Annotated in this window: 20 protein-coding genes and 1 pseudogene; 13 read left to right on the forward strand and 8 right to left on the reverse strand. The window is 56.9% G+C overall.

Annotation, left to right across the window (positions count from 1 at the left end; genetic code table 11):
* Window positions 1-4 precede the first annotated feature (4 nt).
* Together K3169_RS20815 and K3169_RS20820 are read left to right on the forward strand one after the other, a co-directional pair.
* A complete protein-coding gene (locus K3169_RS20815; RefSeq protein WP_231673655.1) occupies window positions 5-964 on the forward strand; it encodes an alpha/beta hydrolase in 960 nt (319 codons plus the stop codon).
* A 117-nt stretch (window positions 965-1,081) separates the two neighbouring features.
* Entirely contained in the window at window positions 1,082-1,891 is an 810-nt protein-coding gene (locus K3169_RS20820; RefSeq protein ID WP_263267801.1) for a hypothetical protein, read from the forward strand.
* Between the two features lie 65 nt (window positions 1,892-1,956).
* On the opposite strand, the gene prmB is transcribed toward K3169_RS20820, so the two are convergent.
* Window positions 1,957-2,865 carry a 50S ribosomal protein L3 N(5)-glutamine methyltransferase gene (prmB, locus tag K3169_RS20825; protein ID WP_122706019.1) on the reverse strand — a complete coding sequence of 303 codons (909 nt, stop codon included), beginning with the start codon at window positions 2,863-2,865 and terminating at the stop codon, window positions 1,957-1,959.
* Between the two features lie 260 nt (window positions 2,866-3,125).
* Here prmB and K3169_RS20830 point away from each other — a divergent pair, with 260 nt between their 5' ends.
* The 3 genes from K3169_RS20830 to K3169_RS20840 all read left to right on the forward strand — a co-directional run bounded on the left by K3169_RS20830 (window position 3,126) and on the right by K3169_RS20840 (window position 5,017).
* Window positions 3,126-3,716 carry a cysteine hydrolase family protein gene (locus K3169_RS20830; protein ID WP_027898896.1) on the forward strand — a complete coding sequence of 197 codons (591 nt, stop codon included), beginning with the start codon at window positions 3,126-3,128 and terminating at the stop codon, window positions 3,714-3,716.
* A gap of 234 nt (window positions 3,717-3,950) precedes the next feature.
* Window positions 3,951-4,271 (forward strand): hypothetical protein, encoded by a 321-nt coding sequence (locus K3169_RS20835; RefSeq protein ID WP_027898897.1) that lies wholly within the window; start codon window positions 3,951-3,953, stop codon window positions 4,269-4,271.
* Between the two features lie 188 nt (window positions 4,272-4,459).
* Window positions 4,460-5,017 carry a Smr/MutS family protein gene (locus K3169_RS20840; protein ID WP_263267802.1) on the forward strand — a complete coding sequence of 186 codons (558 nt, stop codon included), beginning with the start codon at window positions 4,460-4,462 and terminating at the stop codon, window positions 5,015-5,017.
* 30 nt (window positions 5,018-5,047) lie between these two features.
* On the opposite strand, the gene K3169_RS20845 is transcribed toward K3169_RS20840, so the two are convergent.
* Entirely contained in the window at window positions 5,048-5,236 is a 189-nt protein-coding gene (locus K3169_RS20845; protein WP_122395631.1) for a hypothetical protein, read from the reverse strand.
* 191 nt (window positions 5,237-5,427) lie between these two features.
* On the opposite strand from K3169_RS20845, the gene K3169_RS20850 reads away from it, so the two are divergent.
* From K3169_RS20850 to K3169_RS20865, 4 genes are all read left to right on the forward strand, one after another.
* The gene (locus tag K3169_RS20850) at window positions 5,428-5,706 is read left to right on the forward strand and encodes a type II toxin-antitoxin system RelE/ParE family toxin (RefSeq protein WP_231673658.1); all 279 of its coding nucleotides are present in this window, start codon (window positions 5,428-5,430) and stop codon (window positions 5,704-5,706) included.
* Window positions 5,707-5,714: 8 nt separating this feature from the next.
* Window positions 5,715-6,026 carry a HigA family addiction module antitoxin gene (locus tag K3169_RS20855; RefSeq protein ID WP_027898900.1) on the forward strand — a complete coding sequence of 104 codons (312 nt, stop codon included), beginning with the start codon at window positions 5,715-5,717 and terminating at the stop codon, window positions 6,024-6,026.
* Between the two features lie 276 nt (window positions 6,027-6,302).
* Window positions 6,303-6,848: a GTP cyclohydrolase I FolE gene (gene folE, locus K3169_RS20860; RefSeq protein WP_027898901.1), complete on the forward strand. Its 546-nt coding sequence runs from the start codon at window positions 6,303-6,305 to the stop codon at window positions 6,846-6,848.
* 76 nt (window positions 6,849-6,924) lie between these two features.
* On the forward strand, window positions 6,925-7,296 hold the full coding sequence (locus K3169_RS20865) for a glutathione S-transferase N-terminal domain-containing protein (RefSeq protein ID WP_027898902.1): 372 nt from the start codon (window positions 6,925-6,927) through the stop codon (window positions 7,294-7,296).
* 21 nt (window positions 7,297-7,317) lie between these two features.
* On the opposite strand, the gene K3169_RS20870 is transcribed toward K3169_RS20865, so the two are convergent.
* From K3169_RS20870 to K3169_RS20880, 3 genes are all read right to left on the reverse strand, one after another.
* Window positions 7,318-7,710 carry a lysozyme inhibitor LprI family protein gene (locus K3169_RS20870; protein WP_231677550.1) on the reverse strand — a complete coding sequence of 131 codons (393 nt, stop codon included), beginning with the start codon at window positions 7,708-7,710 and terminating at the stop codon, window positions 7,318-7,320.
* Between the two features lie 171 nt (window positions 7,711-7,881).
* A complete protein-coding gene (locus tag K3169_RS20875; protein WP_099267310.1) occupies window positions 7,882-8,484 on the reverse strand; it encodes a glutathione S-transferase family protein in 603 nt (200 codons plus the stop codon).
* A 33-nt stretch (window positions 8,485-8,517) separates the two neighbouring features.
* On the reverse strand, window positions 8,518-9,684 hold the full coding sequence (locus K3169_RS20880; RefSeq protein WP_231677551.1) for a PLP-dependent aminotransferase family protein: 1,167 nt from the start codon (window positions 9,682-9,684) through the stop codon (window positions 8,518-8,520).
* 82 nt (window positions 9,685-9,766) lie between these two features.
* Here K3169_RS20880 and K3169_RS20885 point away from each other — a divergent pair, with 82 nt between their 5' ends.
* A complete protein-coding gene (locus K3169_RS20885; protein WP_231677552.1) occupies window positions 9,767-10,237 on the forward strand; it encodes a MarR family transcriptional regulator in 471 nt (156 codons plus the stop codon).
* A 168-nt stretch (window positions 10,238-10,405) separates the two neighbouring features.
* On the forward strand, window positions 10,406-11,599 hold the full coding sequence (locus tag K3169_RS20890; RefSeq protein ID WP_263267808.1) for a benzoate/H(+) symporter BenE family transporter: 1,194 nt from the start codon (window positions 10,406-10,408) through the stop codon (window positions 11,597-11,599).
* 161 nt (window positions 11,600-11,760) lie between these two features.
* On the opposite strand, the gene K3169_RS29855 is transcribed toward K3169_RS20890, so the two are convergent.
* Both K3169_RS29855 and K3169_RS29860 read right to left on the reverse strand, forming a co-directional pair.
* Window positions 11,761-12,642 carry a methyl-accepting chemotaxis protein gene (locus K3169_RS29855; RefSeq protein WP_411567058.1) on the reverse strand — a complete coding sequence of 294 codons (882 nt, stop codon included), beginning with the start codon at window positions 12,640-12,642 and terminating at the stop codon, window positions 11,761-11,763.
* Window positions 12,622-13,740 (reverse strand): annotated as a pseudogene (locus K3169_RS29860) (HAMP domain-containing protein); the annotation flags it as partial. The gene K3169_RS29855 and the pseudogene K3169_RS29860, both read right to left, overlap by 21 nt.
* On the opposite strand from K3169_RS29860, the gene K3169_RS20900 reads away from it, so the two are divergent.
* Window positions 13,718-13,984 (forward strand): hypothetical protein, encoded by a 267-nt coding sequence (locus K3169_RS20900; RefSeq protein WP_231677561.1) that lies wholly within the window; start codon window positions 13,718-13,720, stop codon window positions 13,982-13,984. The pseudogene K3169_RS29860 and the gene K3169_RS20900 overlap by 23 nt on opposite strands.
* A gap of 55 nt (window positions 13,985-14,039) precedes the next feature.
* Here K3169_RS20900 and K3169_RS20905 read toward each other — a convergent pair whose 3' ends face one another.
* On the reverse strand, window positions 14,040-14,972 hold the full coding sequence (locus K3169_RS20905; protein ID WP_263267810.1) for an LD-carboxypeptidase: 933 nt from the start codon (window positions 14,970-14,972) through the stop codon (window positions 14,040-14,042).
* Between the two features lie 221 nt (window positions 14,973-15,193).
* On the opposite strand from K3169_RS20905, the gene K3169_RS20910 reads away from it, so the two are divergent.
* A complete protein-coding gene (locus K3169_RS20910) occupies window positions 15,194-16,198 on the forward strand; it encodes an NADP-dependent oxidoreductase (protein ID WP_231673675.1) in 1,005 nt (334 codons plus the stop codon).
* The last annotated feature ends 195 nt before the right edge of the window (window positions 16,199-16,393 follow it).

Consider the following 16,393-nt stretch of genomic DNA (forward strand, 5'->3'; position numbering starts at 1 on the left):
AACGATGTTACGCGTTATCGCTTTGATCCTTCCCTTGCTCACCGGACTTGCTCACGCTGCCACCCCATCCGTCCTGCAGCGCCCCATCGTTCTGCAAACCGCGACGGGTGAGCTGTCCGGCACCTTATTACTGCCCAAATCCACCTCTCCCGTACCGGTGGTGTTGATTATTGCTGGCTCTGGCCCGACTGATCGCGATGGCAATAACCCCGACGGCGGTCGCAACGACAGCATGAAACTTCTGGCGCGCACCCTCGCCAGACACAACATCGCCAGCGTGCGTTATGACAAGCGCGGCGTCGCCGCGAGCAAGGCCGCTACTCCTGATGAGCGCAATCTGAGCATCGAGGCTTATGTAGCCGACGCAGAAGCTTGGGGTCAGAAACTCAAGACTGACCCGCGTCTGGGTCAGTTGATCCTGCTGGGTCACAGCGAGGGCGCACTGGTTGCATCACTGGCGGCTGAAAAAGCCGGTGCCGCTGCGGTGATCTCGGTAGCAGGTACAGGTCGTCCGGTGGATGAAGTATTGCGTGAGCAACTGCAAGAGCGCCTGCCTCCGCCCCTGCTGCTGCGCAGCAATCAATTGATCGATGAAATCAAGGCGGGCAAGACCGACAACGATGTTCCGGACGAGCTGGAAGTTGTATTCCGCCCGAGTGTTCAGCCGTATCTGATTTCGTTGTTCCGCCAGGCCCCGGCTGCCGCGTTCGGCAAATTGAAAGTTCCAGCGCTTATCATCCAGGGTCGAAACGATATCCAGGTCGGTGTCGGAGATGCAGAGCTGTTGAAGCAAGCCAAACCCGATGCCGAACTGGCCCTGATCGAGGGCATGAATCACGTGTTGCGCATCGTACCGAACGACATCAAGCAGCAACTCGAGTCCTACAAAAATCCGCAACTGCCTCTAGCCAGTGAGCTTTCCACACGGATTCTGCGCTTTATCGAAGCCCTGCCTAAGGCATGACTGTGGGAAATTGGCGTCAGGAATCCTGGCGCCCCTTCAGGACTCGGAAAAACGGCCGATAGGTGTTTGCTGGCTCTGTGTTTGCTGCACAGGGTCAAGGACAGGATCGCCGTGAACATGACTGAAACGAACGCCTTACCCGAAACCACTGAAAATACTTCAGTCGCCGAAGCAGAAGCTCCGGCGCCTGCGCCTGCGCAGCTGTGGGACGAAGTCAAGCCAGAACATTTTGTAATGCTGCGTCTGGCCCCGCTGCAGACCGACCGGGCCACGGGTGGCCGGCCGTTGCGCTTTGTCCAGTTTGGCCGTGCCGAACGCCATAGCAAAGAGGTGAGTCTGCTGCGCCTGAGCATCCAGTTGCCGGGGCAACGGGTGCGGCGCGAACAGAACCATCTGGATGTCTGGGTCGATCACGAAAAACACATCGTGCGCTTCGGGCCGGACTCAGGCCTGCAAATCGAGCCGTGGAACCGTGGCATCGGCCGTTTTCTGATCGCTCAGGGCATTCACTGGGCGCAGAAAAAATGGTCGACCTATAAAGTCGAAAGCTTCGCCCTGCCAAGCAAGGACGGGCTGAACGAAGACACCCGCCTGCGCCGCGATCATTTCCTGAAAACCCAGGGCTTCGAAGTCGCCTACGCCGACGCGCAGCACATGAAAGGCAGCTTCAAGGAAGTTCAGGTCGGCAACCTGCACAGCACCTGGAACAACGACAAGATTCAGATCATCGAGATTCTCGAAGCTTCACAGATGCTGGAGAACGCCGAGAAGAAGATGATCGAGCAAGAAGTGGCGATCCGTCAGCATGAGGATCGCGTCGGCAAATACAAGCGTGAAGACAGTGGCCTGCGCTTCACTATTGCCTGTCTGGTGACCTTTGCAGTATTCCAGGCCGGATTACTGATCTGGATTGCAACCCACCGCTAGTCTTCAAAACTGAATAGCTCTCAAAACTGAAGGCGCTCATCGCGAGCGCCTTCAGCCTTGATCAGTCAGATACGCGATTCAAACAGCGCCTGATGCTCCCGGCACTGGGCAGCGCTGAGCATGAACACGCCGTGGCCACCGCGCAGGAAGTCCAGCCAGGCGAACTCAACTTCCGGGTACAACGCCTGGACGTGAACCTGACTGTTACCCACTTCAACGATCAACAGACCTTTTTCGGTCAAATGATTTGCTGCCTGGCTCAACATCCGGCGCACCAGGTTAAGACCGTCACTGCCACAGGCCAGGGCCAGTTCCGGCTCGTGCTGGTATTCGTCCGGCATGTCCGCGAAATCTTCGGAATCGACATAAGGCGGGTTGGAGACGATCAGGTCAAAACGCTGACCCGGAAGGCCGTCAAAGCCGTCGCCCTGAACGGTGTAAACCCTGTTATCAACGCCGTGACGCTCGATGTTCTGGTTGGCAACTTCCAGTGCTTCAAAAGACAAATCAGCCAGCACCACTTCGGCGTCCGGGAACTCGTCGGCACAGGCAATACCGATACAGCCGGAACCGGTGCACAAGTCGAGAATGCGAGCCGGCTCGTCAGCCAGCCAAGGAGCAAAGTGGTTCTCGATCAGCTCGGCAATGGGTGAACGGGGGATCAGCACACGCTCATCAACAATGAACGACATGCCGCAGAACCATGCTTCGCCCAGCAGGTACGGCGTTGGTACGCGCCCATCAATGCGGCGAGAGATCAGGCGCTGCAGCTCCGAAATCTCATCAAGCTCCAGGCGGCAATCCAGATAGCTGTCGGCAATCTCCCAAGGCAGATGCAATGCGCCCAACACTAGCTGGCGTGCCTCGTCCCAGGCATTGTCAGTTCCATGACCGAAAAACAGGTCTTCCTGGTGAAAGCGACTGACCGCCCAACGGATATGGTCGCGCACGGTGCGCAAGCGGGATGTGATCACGGGGGGAAGCTCCTTGGAATACGTCTTGGGATTCTAGCAGCCATGACCGCAACACACGATGCCCGAGTGCCATTAGCGACCCGGCTCACGTTCGACGATGGTTTTGGATACGTGGCATTTCAATCAAGGCATAATGCTCACCGCCCAGATCGATCAACGCCGCTACAGGCCAGAGAAACCGGAGCTTCTCACCGTCGCCATTCCCAGAACCGTTCAGGCGGAGGAGAATGACGCAAAAGCCCCACACAAAGGAGCCCCAGATGTCCGATCCAAAGACCATGTTTCAACTCAGCGGCCGTGGCTATGCAGCGGCCACTTTGAGCAATGCCACGCTGATCATTATTGATGCCCAGAAAGAATACCTCAGCGGCCCGCTGGCCCTGACAGGCGTTAACGAAGCAGCCGCCAACATCTGCAAACTGGTTGCGGCGGCCCGTGCCGGCAAATGCCCGGTTGTGCACATCCGCCACCTCGGCACTGTCGGTGGCTTGTTCGACCCGCAAGGTGAGCGCGGTGAGTTCATGCCTGAGTTGAAGCCACTGGAAGATGAACGCGTCGTTGAAAAACGTCTGCCCAACGCTTTCAACGGCACCGGCCTTGATGACTTGTTGCAAAGCCTTGGTCATCTGGACCTTATTGTTTGCGGTTTCATGAGCCATTCGAGCATCAGCACGACAGTACGGGCGGCGAAGGATTATGGCTATCGTTGCACGCTGGTAGACGACGCCTGTGCGACGCGAGACCTGCCAAGCCCCGACGGAGTCGTCAGCGCCCACATTGTTCATCGCACTGAAATGGCGATCATGAACGATAACTTCGCGACCCTGGCACTCACCAAAGACTTGATCTGAACCGCTAGAAACCAGCCCAGACTCCCCCTGCCCGGCCAAGAGCATCACAGCTCCGCGCCGGCGTGCACCACGCCTCGCGGCTGTCGTACCCCATTCGCTGTATTCGCGGTTATGTGACGCTGTTCACATTACCGCCTATCCATTAATACCCGTCATTTGCCCTGAATCCTCTGCCTGCGGGAACCAGCCGCCGCCTGTCCGGGTCAGACCCCGATACTCTGGAGGAAAATCGGAATGAAAGTATCCGACGGTTTTGACGCCCGTCGCCTGCGTCCAAAAGGATCGGGCAGTTGGGGCGTGCGCATTGGTTCGGCCATTGCTGCCCTGTTGGCGACTTTCGGCGTGTTGCTGGCAATGGCCGGTGTTTCCAGCCTGATTGGTCGGCCCCAGGTGCTGGGTGAGCTTAATGCCAGCCCGCTGGGCGCAGCGCTCGTTGTACTAAGTGGCTTGTTGGTGCTCTACGTTGGCATCTGGCTATGGCGTCGCTGCCGCGTGGGTAGTCGTCGCAAGAATGGCTTGAACATGTCGCCGCACTTGATGAAAAAGCAGGATTGAAAAACTTGTCGGCAAACACTGCTTGCACGTGAGATCGGCTTTAGCGGGAAAGGCAGCATTCCTGATGTCACATTTCGCTGACCATACCGGCCTTTTCCCAACTAAAGCCGGTCCCACGCCCTATATGTGCATCACACCACCGCTCACACCGCGACTTGGTTAAACTAGCCCCCTTCGCGGAGGCTGACATGCAAGACGACGATTTTTCCCTGTTCAAAAACGAGTTACGCGGCGTCAAGCCCATCAAGCAAGAATATGCCGATGTAGGCAAACCCAAGACCGACCGTAAACTCCTGGCCAGACTGCGTCAGTCCGCGACGGTGCGCACCGATTCGGTGACAGTCGATGGGTTGTCGGATCAGTTCGTGATCGATGTCGGGCCGGAAGATGTGTTGAGCTGGTCCCGCGATGGCGTGCAGGAAGGCCAGATGCGCAAGCTGAAGCTCGGGCAGATCAGCTTCGAGGGCGGTCTGGATTTGCATGGCATGACGGTAGAGGTCGCACGGGAAACCCTGTGGGAGTTTCTCGCTGAAGCAACCAAACTGGAAGTACGTTGCGTGCGTGTCACTCATGGCAAGGCTGTGCGACTGGACGGCAAGCGCCCGATGATCAAAAGCCACGTCAACACCTGGCTGCGGCAACATCCTCAAGTGCTAGGTTTCTGTTCGTGCCAGGCAAAACACGGCGGCGCGGGAGCGGTTTACGTAATCCTGAAGCGGACCATGATGGAAGGCCGCGACGAGTAATCCGTCGCAGCCTGAATCACCCGGGGCGAGTTACGGACGCCCGCCCGGACCGCCACCACCTGGACCACCGCGGTCGCCACCTTCATAGTGACCGCCACCGCCGCCATGCCCGCCACCACCATGACCGCCAGGTCCACCTGGACCCCAAAACGGCCAGCAGCCTGAAACCGTAGACAGCACTGCAACCACCATTGCTACTTTTACCATTCGACCGAACATCACTTCACTCTCTCATGCGACAGGTATTTGTTACCTGTTCATTCAGACAGCGTGTGGGGGGTTATTTCTGTCGCGGGTTAGTAGGGGCTTGGTAAGCGACTGGATACAATCGCGCTCCGTCTGAGATGCCGCTTGATAAATGATCGTGCAGCTATATACTCAACCTTAACGAATAACGTTAAGCATTACAGATGATTCAGAGTTTTCGCTGCATCGATACCCAGGCACTGTTTGAAACTGGCAAGACCAGACGTTGGAGCGGGTTAAAGAATGTAGCAGAACGAAAGCTCGCGATGCTCGATGCCGCAACGGCGCTGAAAGATCTCAAGTCGCCCCCCGGAAATAGACTGGAGGAGCTTCATGGAGACAGAGAGGGTCAGCACAGCATACGCATCAACGCTCAGTTCAGAGTCTGCTTCTTATGGGGCAGCAATGGACCGGAACATGTAGAAATTGTTGACTATCACTGAGGTGAACCATGCATAAGAACGGCATGCGCCCGATACATCCGGGAGAAATTCTCAAAGAGGAATTTCTTGAACCGCTGGGGGTGACCCCCGCTGCACTCGCCCGCGCCCTTCATGTCTCTGCTCCGACAGTCAACGATATTGTCAGAGAGCGGCGCAATATCAGTGCAGATGTTGCATTGCGTCTGGCAACGGCACTCGGCACATCTGCGCAGTTCTGGCTCAACCTTCAAGCCTCCTACGACCTGCGTAAAGCAGAGATCGAGAAAGGCGAAGAAATCTACCGTGATGTTCACCTTCTCGACTGCTGTGCCTTCAGCTAAAGAAACCTGAACGATCAGGCTGCTGTAGCGCCAATATGCCCTTCTGTAATAGACGGCAATACAACTACGGTCATACCTACGCTACTATGTGCGGCCTGACAGAAAAAGCTCGGCGCCAGCCTGGGCAAAGCGGGCAAATACCGCTATCGATTTATACCATCGCAGAACTCCGGCACTGGCTGGGGCGAGATCGGGCAACTCGAATAGAGCTTGATTGGTACAAATTGGTACGACCCGACATGGTACCTATCTGAAAACTTTATGGAATCAACCCCTGTGACACTGGAACAGAACTACACCGCGATCCTTGGCCAACTGGGGGAAGACGTTTCCCGCGAAGGTCTGCTCGACACCCCCAAGCGTGCTGCCAAGGCAATGCAGTATCTGTGTCGCGGTTATGAACAAACGCTGGAAGAGGTTACCAACGGTGCCCTGTTCAGCTCCGACGCCAGCGAAATGGTGATGGTCAAGGACATCGAGTTGTATTCGTTGTGCGAGCATCACCTGCTGCCGTTCATTGGCAAGGCGCACGTCGCCTACATCCCCAATGGCAAGGTGCTGGGTCTGTCCAAGGTCGCGCGCATTGTGGACATGTATGCCCGCCGCCTGCAGATCCAGGAAAACCTCAGCCGCCAGATCGCGGAAGCAATAATGCAAGTGACCGGCGCACTGGGCGTTGCCGTAGTGATCGAAGCCAAACACATGTGCATGATGATGCGCGGTGTCGAAAAGCAGAATTCGTCGATGATCACCTCAGTGATGCTCGGTGAATTCCGCAACAACGCTGCTACCCGCAGCGAGTTCCTCAGCCTCATCAAGTGACCGACGCCCTGCCCGGCTGATCACTCGCCGGGCCTTGGGCGATACGTTCCCGCCTGTTTCTCGCGAGGTCTTTTACGTGTTTATAAAAGCATTGAGGGTTGGTCTTGGCCAACTGGTCATCTTCATCGACTTCATCACCCGTCCGGCGAAGAAAAAACGCACGCCCGAAGCTCAGGCGGCTGTCGAGCAGTCAGCAAAGAATCTCAGCCTGTATCAGTTCAATGCCTGCCCGTTCTGCGTCAAAACCCGTCGTACCCTGCACAAGCTCAACGTTCCGGTTGCGCTGCGTGATGCAAAAAACAACGAACAGGATCGCGAGACACTGCTCAATGAAGGCGGCAAGATCAAAGTGCCCTGCCTGCGCATCGAGGAAGATGGCAAGACCACCTGGATGTATGAGTCCAAAGTTATCATTGATTACCTGAATCAGCGCTTCGCAGCGATCTGATTCAACGGCGAACGCCCGATATCAATTCGGGCAGCCCTCCTGACGGCACGCCGCATACTGTTTCAACTGCTCGACGCGCACCCTGGTCTGCTCTGCCAGACACCGGGATTGCAGCAGCGGCCACATCGAGCCGGAATCTTCAGCCTTGCCTGCCTGATACATACAATCCGCATCACGGAAAGCAATCCACTTCTGCTGCGCAGCCTTGAACGCCTGCTTCTTCTCAGGCGTCTGCAAGTACGCTATTTGTGCCTTGTATTGTTTGTTCAGCGCCGCATCCAGCGTTGCCAGTTGCTGACCTGCGCAACGATTCATCGCAGCCTGGCTGGCATCACAGTCTGTGTTTTGTGCCGAAGCAGAGCAGCCAATACCCAGCGCCATGAACATCAGCACCGCCATCATTGAAAAGCGCATAGGGAACTCCTTTCCTTGAATTCTTGTTATCGGGTTACGGGGCCGTACCCAAGAGGCGCGCAGACTAAATGCCTGTGCTGACACAGCCAAGTGATTTCAGCTGTGCTAAAACAATCGGACATAAAAAAGCCGGTCATGTTGCATGACCGGCTTTTCAGGTGTCCGTCGCGATCAGTCCAGCATGCCTACATAGCCAGGTTGCGCCTTCACCCGCTCCAACCATTGCTCGATGCCAGGGTATGGCGTCAGGTCGAAACCACCCTGATGGGCAACATGGGTGTAGGCATACAACGCAATGTCTGCGATGGAAAAGTGATCGCCCACCAGAAACGGCGTACGTTTCAGCTGCTGCTCCATCACCGCGAGGGCGCGGTAGCCAGCCTTGTGCAACGAACGATATTCCTCGAGACGCTCTTCAGGCAGCCCCAGATAAAACTGGATAAACCGCGCGACTGCGATGCTCGGCTCATGGCTGTACTGCTCGAAGAACTGCCATTGCAGCACTTGCGTGCGCAGTCGCGGTTCGCTCGGCAGGTACTGGCTGCCATCGGCGAGGAAATTGAGGATCGCATTGGATTCCCACAGGCAGGTGCCGTCCTCAAGCTCCAGGACAGGGATCTTGCCGTTGGGGTTCTTCTCCAGAAACGCTGCGGTCTGGGTTTCACCCTTGAGAATATCCACCGGCACCCAGTGATACTCGACGCCCAGCAGGTTGAGCATCAGCTTGATCTTGTAGCAGTTGCCCGATTTGTAATCGCCGTAAACCTTGTACATACCCGTCCCCTTGAATTCCCTTGATGCCCGCAGCTAAGCGGCTCGCTCCAACCGGGCCTGACGCACGACCGCCGCCAATCGCTTCAGGCCCTCATCGAGACGGGCCGGATCAATGTGGCTGAAGTTGAGCCTTAGATAACCATGGTTGGCATCTGGATCAGCGAAAAACGGCTCCCCCGGCATAAACGCGACATCCTGCCTGAGCGCTTCGTCGAGCAGAGTCCGTGTATCCATTGGTTGCTTGAGCGTCAGCCAGAAAAACAAACCACCTTGCGGGCTGTTCCAGTCAGCTATATCGGCAAAATGTCGTTTTAGTGCAGCCTCAAATGCATCCCGCCGCTGACGGTAGAAAGTCTGCAACTCAGACAAGTGTTCGCGGTAGTGCTCGGTACCGATCCATTGCAGGGCCTGCCACTGGCCTAAACGGTTGGTGTGCAGATCGGCAGACTGCTTCAAACGCAGCAAATGCGGGAACAGATCAGGACTGGCAATCAGGTAGCCGACCCGCAAACCTGGCAACAGGGTTTTCGACACGGTACCCGTGTAGATCCAGCTGGCCTTTTGCAAACGGCTGGCGATGGGCTTGGCACTGCCGCCATCAAACGTCAGATCGCGATAGGGTTCGTCTTCGATCAAGGTCACGCCGAATTCATCCAGCAGAGCAGCCACGGCCACACGACTGGCTTCGCTGTAACGCACTGCGGAGGGATTCTGGAAAGTCGGAATCAAGTAGGCGAACGCAGGCTGGTGTTGCTCCAGTTGTCGTCGCAAGGCCTGCAAATCCGGACCATCGGTTTGCAGCGGCACTGTCAGGCAATCAGCACCGAACAACTGGAAAATCTGCAACGCCGCCAGGTATGTCGGTGCTTCGAGCACGATCTGCGTGCCTTTGTCGATGTACAGCTTGGCCGCCAGATCCAGCGTCTGCTGCGAGCCGCTGACGATCAACACCTGACTGGCGTCGCACTGCAGGCCGATAGCTCGCGCCTCTGCAGCCAGGGCTTCGCGCAAGCCAGGCTCGCCTTCACTCATGCCGTATTGGCCAAGCGCAACAGGCATGTCCGCCCACTCCACTTTGGGCAGCATGGCTTCGGCTGGCAGGCCACCGGCAAACGACATGACTTCCGGACGCTGGGCCGCAGCAAGGATTTCACGAATCAGAGAACTTTTAAGCCGGGACACGCGTTCAGAGAAAGCCATTGAGATCACCGCTAGCCGAAGTAATTGGAAATAAGTCAAACTGGTTGACCGAAATTACGACGCCAGACATAGATACGTCAATATGCTTGACCTTAAAAATTCCGCATCCCAACAAGCCGCCATGGAAGCTTTTTTCTTCGGCTACCAGGCATTCACGGCTAAAGCTGACGAAATGCTTGCCCGACGAGGCTTCAGCCGGGTGCATCAGCGCATCGTATTTTTCATTGCCCGCTATCCCGGTTTGAGCGTTAAAGAGCTGCTCTGCGTGCTCGGTGTGAGCAAGCAGGCACTCAATGCGCCGCTGCGCCAACTGATCGCCATGGACCTGGTACATAGCACCGCCCCCGACAGCGACAAGCGCAAACGCTTGCTGGGGCTGACCGAAGAAGGCTCGAAGTTCGAACAGGCTTTGCGGCGCGAACAAGTGAAGTTGTTGCAGCGCGTTTTTGCCGAGGCGGGTCTTGAAGCCGTTGACGGCTGGCTGCAGGTCAACGAAGCACTGGGCAGGACGTTGCAGAGTGGTGCCCGGCCTGCTTCTCGTGAAGATGACTGAAACCTGACATCGGCTCCTATTAGACAAAATATAAATAAACGTGTCTGCAGCCAGGCTTGGGCTGCTTCGTAACTGTACTCACGTTTACGAATCCCGCTGTATCGCAACACTTTGATACCAGTACGTTTACGCTTGCGGCCTGCCGTTGCACTGCTCAAGGATGGATTGATGAACGCCTCACCCCCCGCCCGTCTGCGCCCATTGGCCGACACTTCCCCCGCCGCAATCGTCGCTGGTTTTATCGCCATGATGACGGGCTGTACCAGTTCGCTGGTGCTGATGTTTCAGGCAGGCCAGGCAGCCGGGCTGACCAGTGCGCAGATATCTTCGTGGATCTGGGCATTGTTCGTCGGTATGGCTGTGTGCAGCATCGGTCTTTCCTTGCGCTATCGGACACCCATCACCGTGGCTTGGTCGACCCCCGGCGCAGCTTTGCTGATCACCAGCCTGGGCGGAGTGGCGTATCCAGAAGCCATCGGTGCGTTTATCACCAGTGCAGTGCTCGTCATCATTTGCGGGGTAACCGGCAGCTTTGACCGACTGGTAAAAAAGCTTCCCGCCTCTCTGGCTGCGGCGTTACTGGCCGGCATTCTGTTCAAGATCGGCAGCGAAATCTTCGTCGCCGCCCAACACCGCACCGCGCTGGTATTGGGCATGTTCTTCACCTACCTGCTGATCAAACGGATATCGCCACGCTACGCGGTATTGGCTGCACTCCTCGTGGGTACTGCGCTGTCAGGCTGGTTGGGCTTGCTGGACTTCAGCGGCTTTACGCTGGAGGTCTCGATGCCGGTCTGGACGACGCCAGAGTTTTCTCTGGCGGCAACGGTGAGCATCGGCATTCCGCTGTTTGTGGTGGCCATGACGTCACAGAACATGCCGGGCATCGCCGTGTTGCGTGCTGATGGTTATCACGTACCAGCCTCTCCGCTGATTTCAGTCACCGGTATCGCGTCATTGTTGCTGGCACCGTTCGGTTCCCACGGACTCAATCTGGCCGCTATCAGCGCGGCTATTTGCACCAGCGCCCACGCTCACGAGGACCGCGACAAGCGTTACACGGCGGCTATCTGGTGCGGAATCTTCTACGCCATTGCCGCCATCTACGGTGGAGCGCTGGCGGCGCTGTTCGGTGCGTTCCCCAAGGAACTGGTGCTATCGATCGCCGCTTTGGCGTTGTTCGGCTCGATCATCAACGGCCTGACCGTTGCGATGAACGAACCCAGGGAGCGTGAAGCGGCACTGATCACCTTCATGGTGACGGCGTCAGGCCTCACCCTGCTTTCGATTGGTTCGGCGTTCTGGGGGATTGTGGCGGGGGTTGTGACGATGCTGATCCTGAATGGGACGTCGCGTCGGTAGAAGCAGGTCGCTTCAGAAATACATCTACCGGATTCGAAGATGATCCTGCGCCACAAACAAGTGGTCTGTAGGAGCTGCCGAAGGCTGCGATGGCGGTGCATCAGACTAAGTGCTCGCAGCCTTCGGCAGCTCCTACGGGCCAATAAAGATTCAGTGTTTCGCTACAACCTGAAATGCCCAACCATCCCCTTGAGCTCGGTCCCAAGTGATGCAAGCTCAGTACTCGACGCTGCATTGCCCCGCATGGCCAGGGCGGACTGGTCGGCGCTGGCGCGAATATTAGTGACGCTGCGATTGATCTCTTCGGCGACCGACGTCTGTTGTTCTGCCGCTGCAGCAATTTGCTGGTTCATCTGCTGGATCATCGAAACCGCCGCAGCAATGCTGCCCAACGCGCTTTCGGTTTGCAGCGCATCGCTGACCGCAAGCCTGACCAGTTCACCACTGCTCTGGATGTGTGCCACGGAGGCTGAAGCACCACTGCGAAGGCTGCTGACGAGTCGTTCGATTTCCTCAGTGGATTGCTGAGTTCGCCTGGCCAGCGCTCTTACCTCGTCGGCAACCACGGCAAAGCCCCTGCCCTGCTCACCTGCGCGCGCGGCTTCGATAGCCGCATTCAGCGCCAACAGATTGGTCTGTTCGGCCACGCTTTTAATGACCCCAAGCACCGTGCCGATGTTCTGGATCTCGTTGCTCAGGTTTTCAATGCTGTCGATGGCCGACGCAGAAGAACTGGCCAATTGCTCAATGCGCTGCAAACTCTGACGCACCACTGTCTGGCCGCTGTCGACCTTCTCATCAGCGCTCTGCGCGGCAAGCGCCGCTTGTTCCGCATTGCGGGCGACGTCATGCACAGATGCCGTCATCTGGTTCATGGCCGTCGCGACCTGCTCGGTCTCTTCCTGCTGATGACTGACTTCGCGATTAGTCTGCTCAGTCACAGCCGAAAGAGAATGCGCAGAACTGGCCAACTGATCGATACCTGCCTGCAGACCGCTGACGATGCCACTCAGGCCAGCCCCCATTTGCTGCATGGCGAGCATCAGTTGTCCGATTTCATCCTTGCGCCGTACGTCGATACTACCGCTCAGGTCCCCCGCAGCAATACGTTGCGCAGTGGCAATGACGCTGCGCAACGGGTGAACGATCAGGCGAGTGATCAACAGCGAAGCCATGACACCCACCAACAAGGCCACCACCGATGAGCCGATGATCTGCAACGTGTTCGTGGTGAGTTGCGCCTGCATCGACTGATCTTCGGCGGCGTAGGCCTGCTTCACTTGCTCGACGACCTGAGTGGCGTTGGCAGCCAACTGAAGTGATACCTTGGCTTCGCTGTCGAGCAGGTCGGTGTATTCACTGAGTTTTTCAGTGAAATTGACGATATGCGTACTGACTTCACCCAACACAGTCTGGTAGCCCTCGTCCTTGACGACACCTTTGAGCTCCTCGACCAACGCCTTGGCATCATCCGCCTGCGTGATTTTGCCGGTCCTGACCTCGTCACCCGAGCCTGTCTTGCGGCTTTTATCGAGACGCACCCGGGCCTCGTCCATTGCCTGCATCATCAATTTTGAGACCTGGCTGACCTGATTGGCCTGCTCGATGAACTCCGAACCCTGCTCACCCTTCGACTCTTTGAGCCCATAGGCGCCGTCATCCGCCAGCCCGGCCTGTAAAACATCCAGATTGTTGGCGACGCTAGAGACGGACCAACTGGCCATTTCCAGCGCAATGTCCTTGCTTTGGCTGATATCGACGAACTGATCGAAGGACCTGCGATAAGCCCCCAATGTCTGCTGGACCTCGGTCATGCGTGACTCGCTGGCGGGGGACTGACTTTTCAATTGCTCAGCCAGTGCATTCAACTCATCAACGCCAACATGCAGTTGCTCAACGATCTTCGGATCACTGCGCAGCGCGTATTCCTGCTCCAGCAACCTGACCTTGAGAAGCCCGCTGTTCAGGGAAGACATCTGGTTAAGGCCATCGAAGTGAGCGCTGATGCTTTTCAGCGACCAGACACCAATAGCGGCCACCAGCGCGGTCAGCAGCAAAACCAGCGTGAAACCCACGCCGAGTTTCTTTGCCATCCCAAGGTTGGCAACGCGAGCTTGCATGGCCGAAATCATAGCGCTCATCTCCGTTCGATCACTCAAGGCGTTCTGGCCGAACACTCAGGCCGTTGATTCACGCCATTCAATAATCGTGCAGATTCGCAATGAGCCTGAAGATGTACAAGTCTTTGACGCCGAGATAATGGCAAATAGCTATGCCGAAGTCGTTTTCAGACTTATCCGGGGCAACTTGGGATTATCAGCCTGCGTGCGACGTCGAGACTTGAGCATAAAAGCAGCGGATGACCTGGCAGCAGTTGCAGGGTAAACGTCCGATTCGGAGCGATTACCCTGCGTGGAGCGCTAAACGTGCGCAGGGGTATTCAGCAAGTCGCAGCCCCCACCAGCAAGGTTCCCGCATCCGCATCGAGTGTGGCTTCGATGCCCAGCGGCACCGCGTGGTTGATAGCGTCATGGCCAATGGAAAGACCGCCCAGAACAGGAATGCCCAGATCACCCAGTCGTTCCATCAAGACACTCGAATGGGTGATCGATCCGGTAGCGCCTTTAGGTTCGCTGAACTGCCCAACCGCAATGCCTGTCAATCCATTCAGCGCGCCACTGTTGAGTAGATGAGTAAGCAGGCGGTCAACACGATAGGCCGCTTCGCTCACATCTTCGATCAGCAGAATGGCGCCGTTGAGATCTGGCATGTAATCAGTACCCACGCTGCTGCTGAGTATGCTGAGATTGCCTCCCAGCAATACACCATGAGCCGTGCCGCGGGTACGCACATCGAAGGTGCGCTCCGCTGCATCGGCTGCGACCAGAACCGGTTCGGTGCTCATGGTCACGTGTCGCAAACCGCTGACGAACAGACCGCCGCGCTCAAGCTGACTGGCCACCGGCCCGTGGATGGTTGCCAGTCGCGCATGCTGCCAAAGCGCACCGTGAAACGCAGTGATATCAGAAAAACCAATCACCAGTTTCGGATCGCGTTTAACCGCGTCGAAATCAAGATGCTGAACGATGCGTTGCGCGCCGTAGCCGCCACGATTACAAAACAGTGCGCGGATCTCCGGATCAGCCAGCGCAGCATTGAAGTCTGCAAGCCGGTGCTCATCAGTGCCCGCATAAAAAGAATGAGTGTCCAGTGCGTGAGGGTAAATCCGGGGCCTGAGACCCCAGCTCTTGAGAACCTCTGCCGCACTCTCGACCTTTGCCGGTGCCACCGGGCCAGCAGGCGAAACCAGAGCGACTGCATCTCCGGGGCGGAGCGCATGAGGGCGAAGGGTTGGCAAACAGATGGAAGACATTACAAAAGCTCAAGTTTCAGGTCAGTGGCCCAATGTAGATTAGTCTCGGCTGTCGATCCACACCGAAAAACATTTACCTGATTTTGAAAGCCTACCACCAGCGGGTGCGCGCGCTTGCTCATAATCCAACTGGATCGCAAAGCATTCGCACGATGATCTTCACTTGCCGGGCAACGCCTCAGCGACTTCAATCAATCTTTGACTATTTATGAGGAAATGCCATGAGCAGCCACACCAACCGCCAATTCCTGCTCGCCAAACGCCCGGTCGGCCAGGCGAGTCGCGAAGACTTCACTTATCAGGAAATACCGGTCGGCGAGCTGGCAAGCGGGCAGATTCTGGTCAAGAACCATTACCTGTCACTGGATCCGGCCATGCGCGGCTGGATGAACGAGGGCAAGTCGTACATCGCCCCTGTCGGTCTGGGCGAGGTGATGCGCGCACTGGGCGTGGGCGAAGTGATCGCCTCGCAAAGCGAACAGTTCGCGGAAGGTGACTTTGTTCAGGGCGCACTGGGCGTTCAGGACTACTTCCTTGGTGAGCCTAAAGGCTTCTACAAAATCGACCCTAAACTCGCACCGCTGCCCCGCTACCTTTCAGCGCTGGGCATGACCGGCATGACCGCCTACTTTGCGCTGCTGGATGTCGGAGCGCCGCAGAGTGGCGACACCGTAGTGATTTCCGGCGCAGCGGGTGCCGTGGGAAGTGTCGCCGGACAGATCGCCAAGCTTAAAGGTTGCCGAGTGATTGGCATCGCGGGTGGTAAACAGAAGTGTGAATCGCTGGTTAATGAGCTGGGCTTCGACGGCGTCATCGACTACAAGAGCGAGGATGTTCTGGCAGGTCTGAAGCGTGAGTGTCCCAATGGCGTGAATGTCTATTTCGATAACGTCGGTGGCGACATTCTCGACGCCGTACTCAGCCGTCTGGCGCCCAAGGCGCGGGTCGTGATCTGTGGCGCGATCAGTCAGTACAACAACACCTCGCCCGTCAAAGGGCCGAGCAATTACCTGTCGCTGTTGGTCAACCGGGCCCGCATGGAGGGTTTTGTGGTCATGGACTACGCCAGCAAGTTTGCCGCTGCCGGGCAGGAGATGGCCGGCTGGATGGCTGAGGGCAAACTAAAGAGCCGTGAGGACATTGTCGATGGGCTGGAGACGTTTCCCGAAACCCTGCAGAAGCTGTTCAAGGGCGAAAATTTCGGGAAGTTGGTGTTGAAGGTTTAGGCCTGAAGAAATCGGGGTCTTATCAATCCAGAACACTCATCACCGAATTGCAATGCATTCCTCAGGGGCTCGTGCGCTCCTACAGGTCTGCCGTCTGGCGCGAGACTCATTGCCATAAATCAATCTGTAGGAGCTGCCGCAGGCTGCGAATGCATTCTGCCTGCCCACCGCCATCGCAGCCTTCGGCAGCTCCTA

It is taken from the genome of Pseudomonas phytophila (genome assembly GCF_025643095.1).
In the GTDB taxonomy this organism is placed as follows: Bacteria; Pseudomonadota; Gammaproteobacteria; order Pseudomonadales; family Pseudomonadaceae; genus Aquipseudomonas; species Aquipseudomonas quasicaspiana.

Excerpts from the sequence above, each read along its gene's own strand:
- K3169_RS20835 (WP_027898897.1), top strand. The coding sequence starts at position 3,951 with ATGAAAGTATCCGACGGTTTTGACGCCCGTCGCCTGCGTCCAAAAGGA.
- K3169_RS20830 (WP_027898896.1), top strand. The coding sequence starts at position 3,126 with ATGTCCGATCCAAAGACCATGTTTCAACTCAGCGGCCGTGGCTATGCA.
- K3169_RS20840 (WP_263267802.1), top strand. The coding sequence starts at position 4,460 with ATGCAAGACGACGATTTTTCCCTGTTCAAAAACGAGTTACGCGGCGTC.
- K3169_RS29855 (WP_411567058.1), bottom strand. The coding sequence starts at position 12,642 with ATGCTCGCCATGCAGCAAATGGGGGCTGGCCTGAGTGGCATCGTCAGC.
- K3169_RS20890 (WP_263267808.1), top strand. The coding sequence starts at position 10,406 with ATGAACGCCTCACCCCCCGCCCGTCTGCGCCCATTGGCCGACACTTCC.
- K3169_RS20905 (WP_263267810.1), bottom strand. The coding sequence starts at position 14,972 with ATGTCTTCCATCTGTTTGCCAACCCTTCGCCCTCATGCGCTCCGCCCC.
- K3169_RS20815 (WP_231673655.1), top strand. The coding sequence starts at position 5 with ATGTTACGCGTTATCGCTTTGATCCTTCCCTTGCTCACCGGACTTGCT.
- K3169_RS20820 (WP_263267801.1), top strand. The coding sequence starts at position 1,082 with ATGACTGAAACGAACGCCTTACCCGAAACCACTGAAAATACTTCAGTC.
- K3169_RS20875 (WP_099267310.1), bottom strand. The coding sequence starts at position 8,484 with ATGTACAAGGTTTACGGCGATTACAAATCGGGCAACTGCTACAAGATC.
- K3169_RS20870 (WP_231677550.1), bottom strand. The coding sequence starts at position 7,710 with ATGCGCTTTTCAATGATGGCGGTGCTGATGTTCATGGCGCTGGGTATT.
- K3169_RS20845 (WP_122395631.1), bottom strand. The coding sequence starts at position 5,236 with ATGTTCGGTCGAATGGTAAAAGTAGCAATGGTGGTTGCAGTGCTGTCT.
- K3169_RS20855 (WP_027898900.1), top strand. The coding sequence starts at position 5,715 with ATGCATAAGAACGGCATGCGCCCGATACATCCGGGAGAAATTCTCAAA.
- K3169_RS20900 (WP_231677561.1), top strand. The coding sequence starts at position 13,718 with ATGGCCGAAATCATAGCGCTCATCTCCGTTCGATCACTCAAGGCGTTC.
- K3169_RS20885 (WP_231677552.1), top strand. The coding sequence starts at position 9,767 with ATGCTTGACCTTAAAAATTCCGCATCCCAACAAGCCGCCATGGAAGCT.
- K3169_RS20850 (WP_231673658.1), top strand. The coding sequence starts at position 5,428 with ATGATTCAGAGTTTTCGCTGCATCGATACCCAGGCACTGTTTGAAACT.
- K3169_RS20880 (WP_231677551.1), bottom strand. The coding sequence starts at position 9,684 with ATGGCTTTCTCTGAACGCGTGTCCCGGCTTAAAAGTTCTCTGATTCGT.
- K3169_RS20910 (WP_231673675.1), top strand. The coding sequence starts at position 15,194 with ATGAGCAGCCACACCAACCGCCAATTCCTGCTCGCCAAACGCCCGGTC.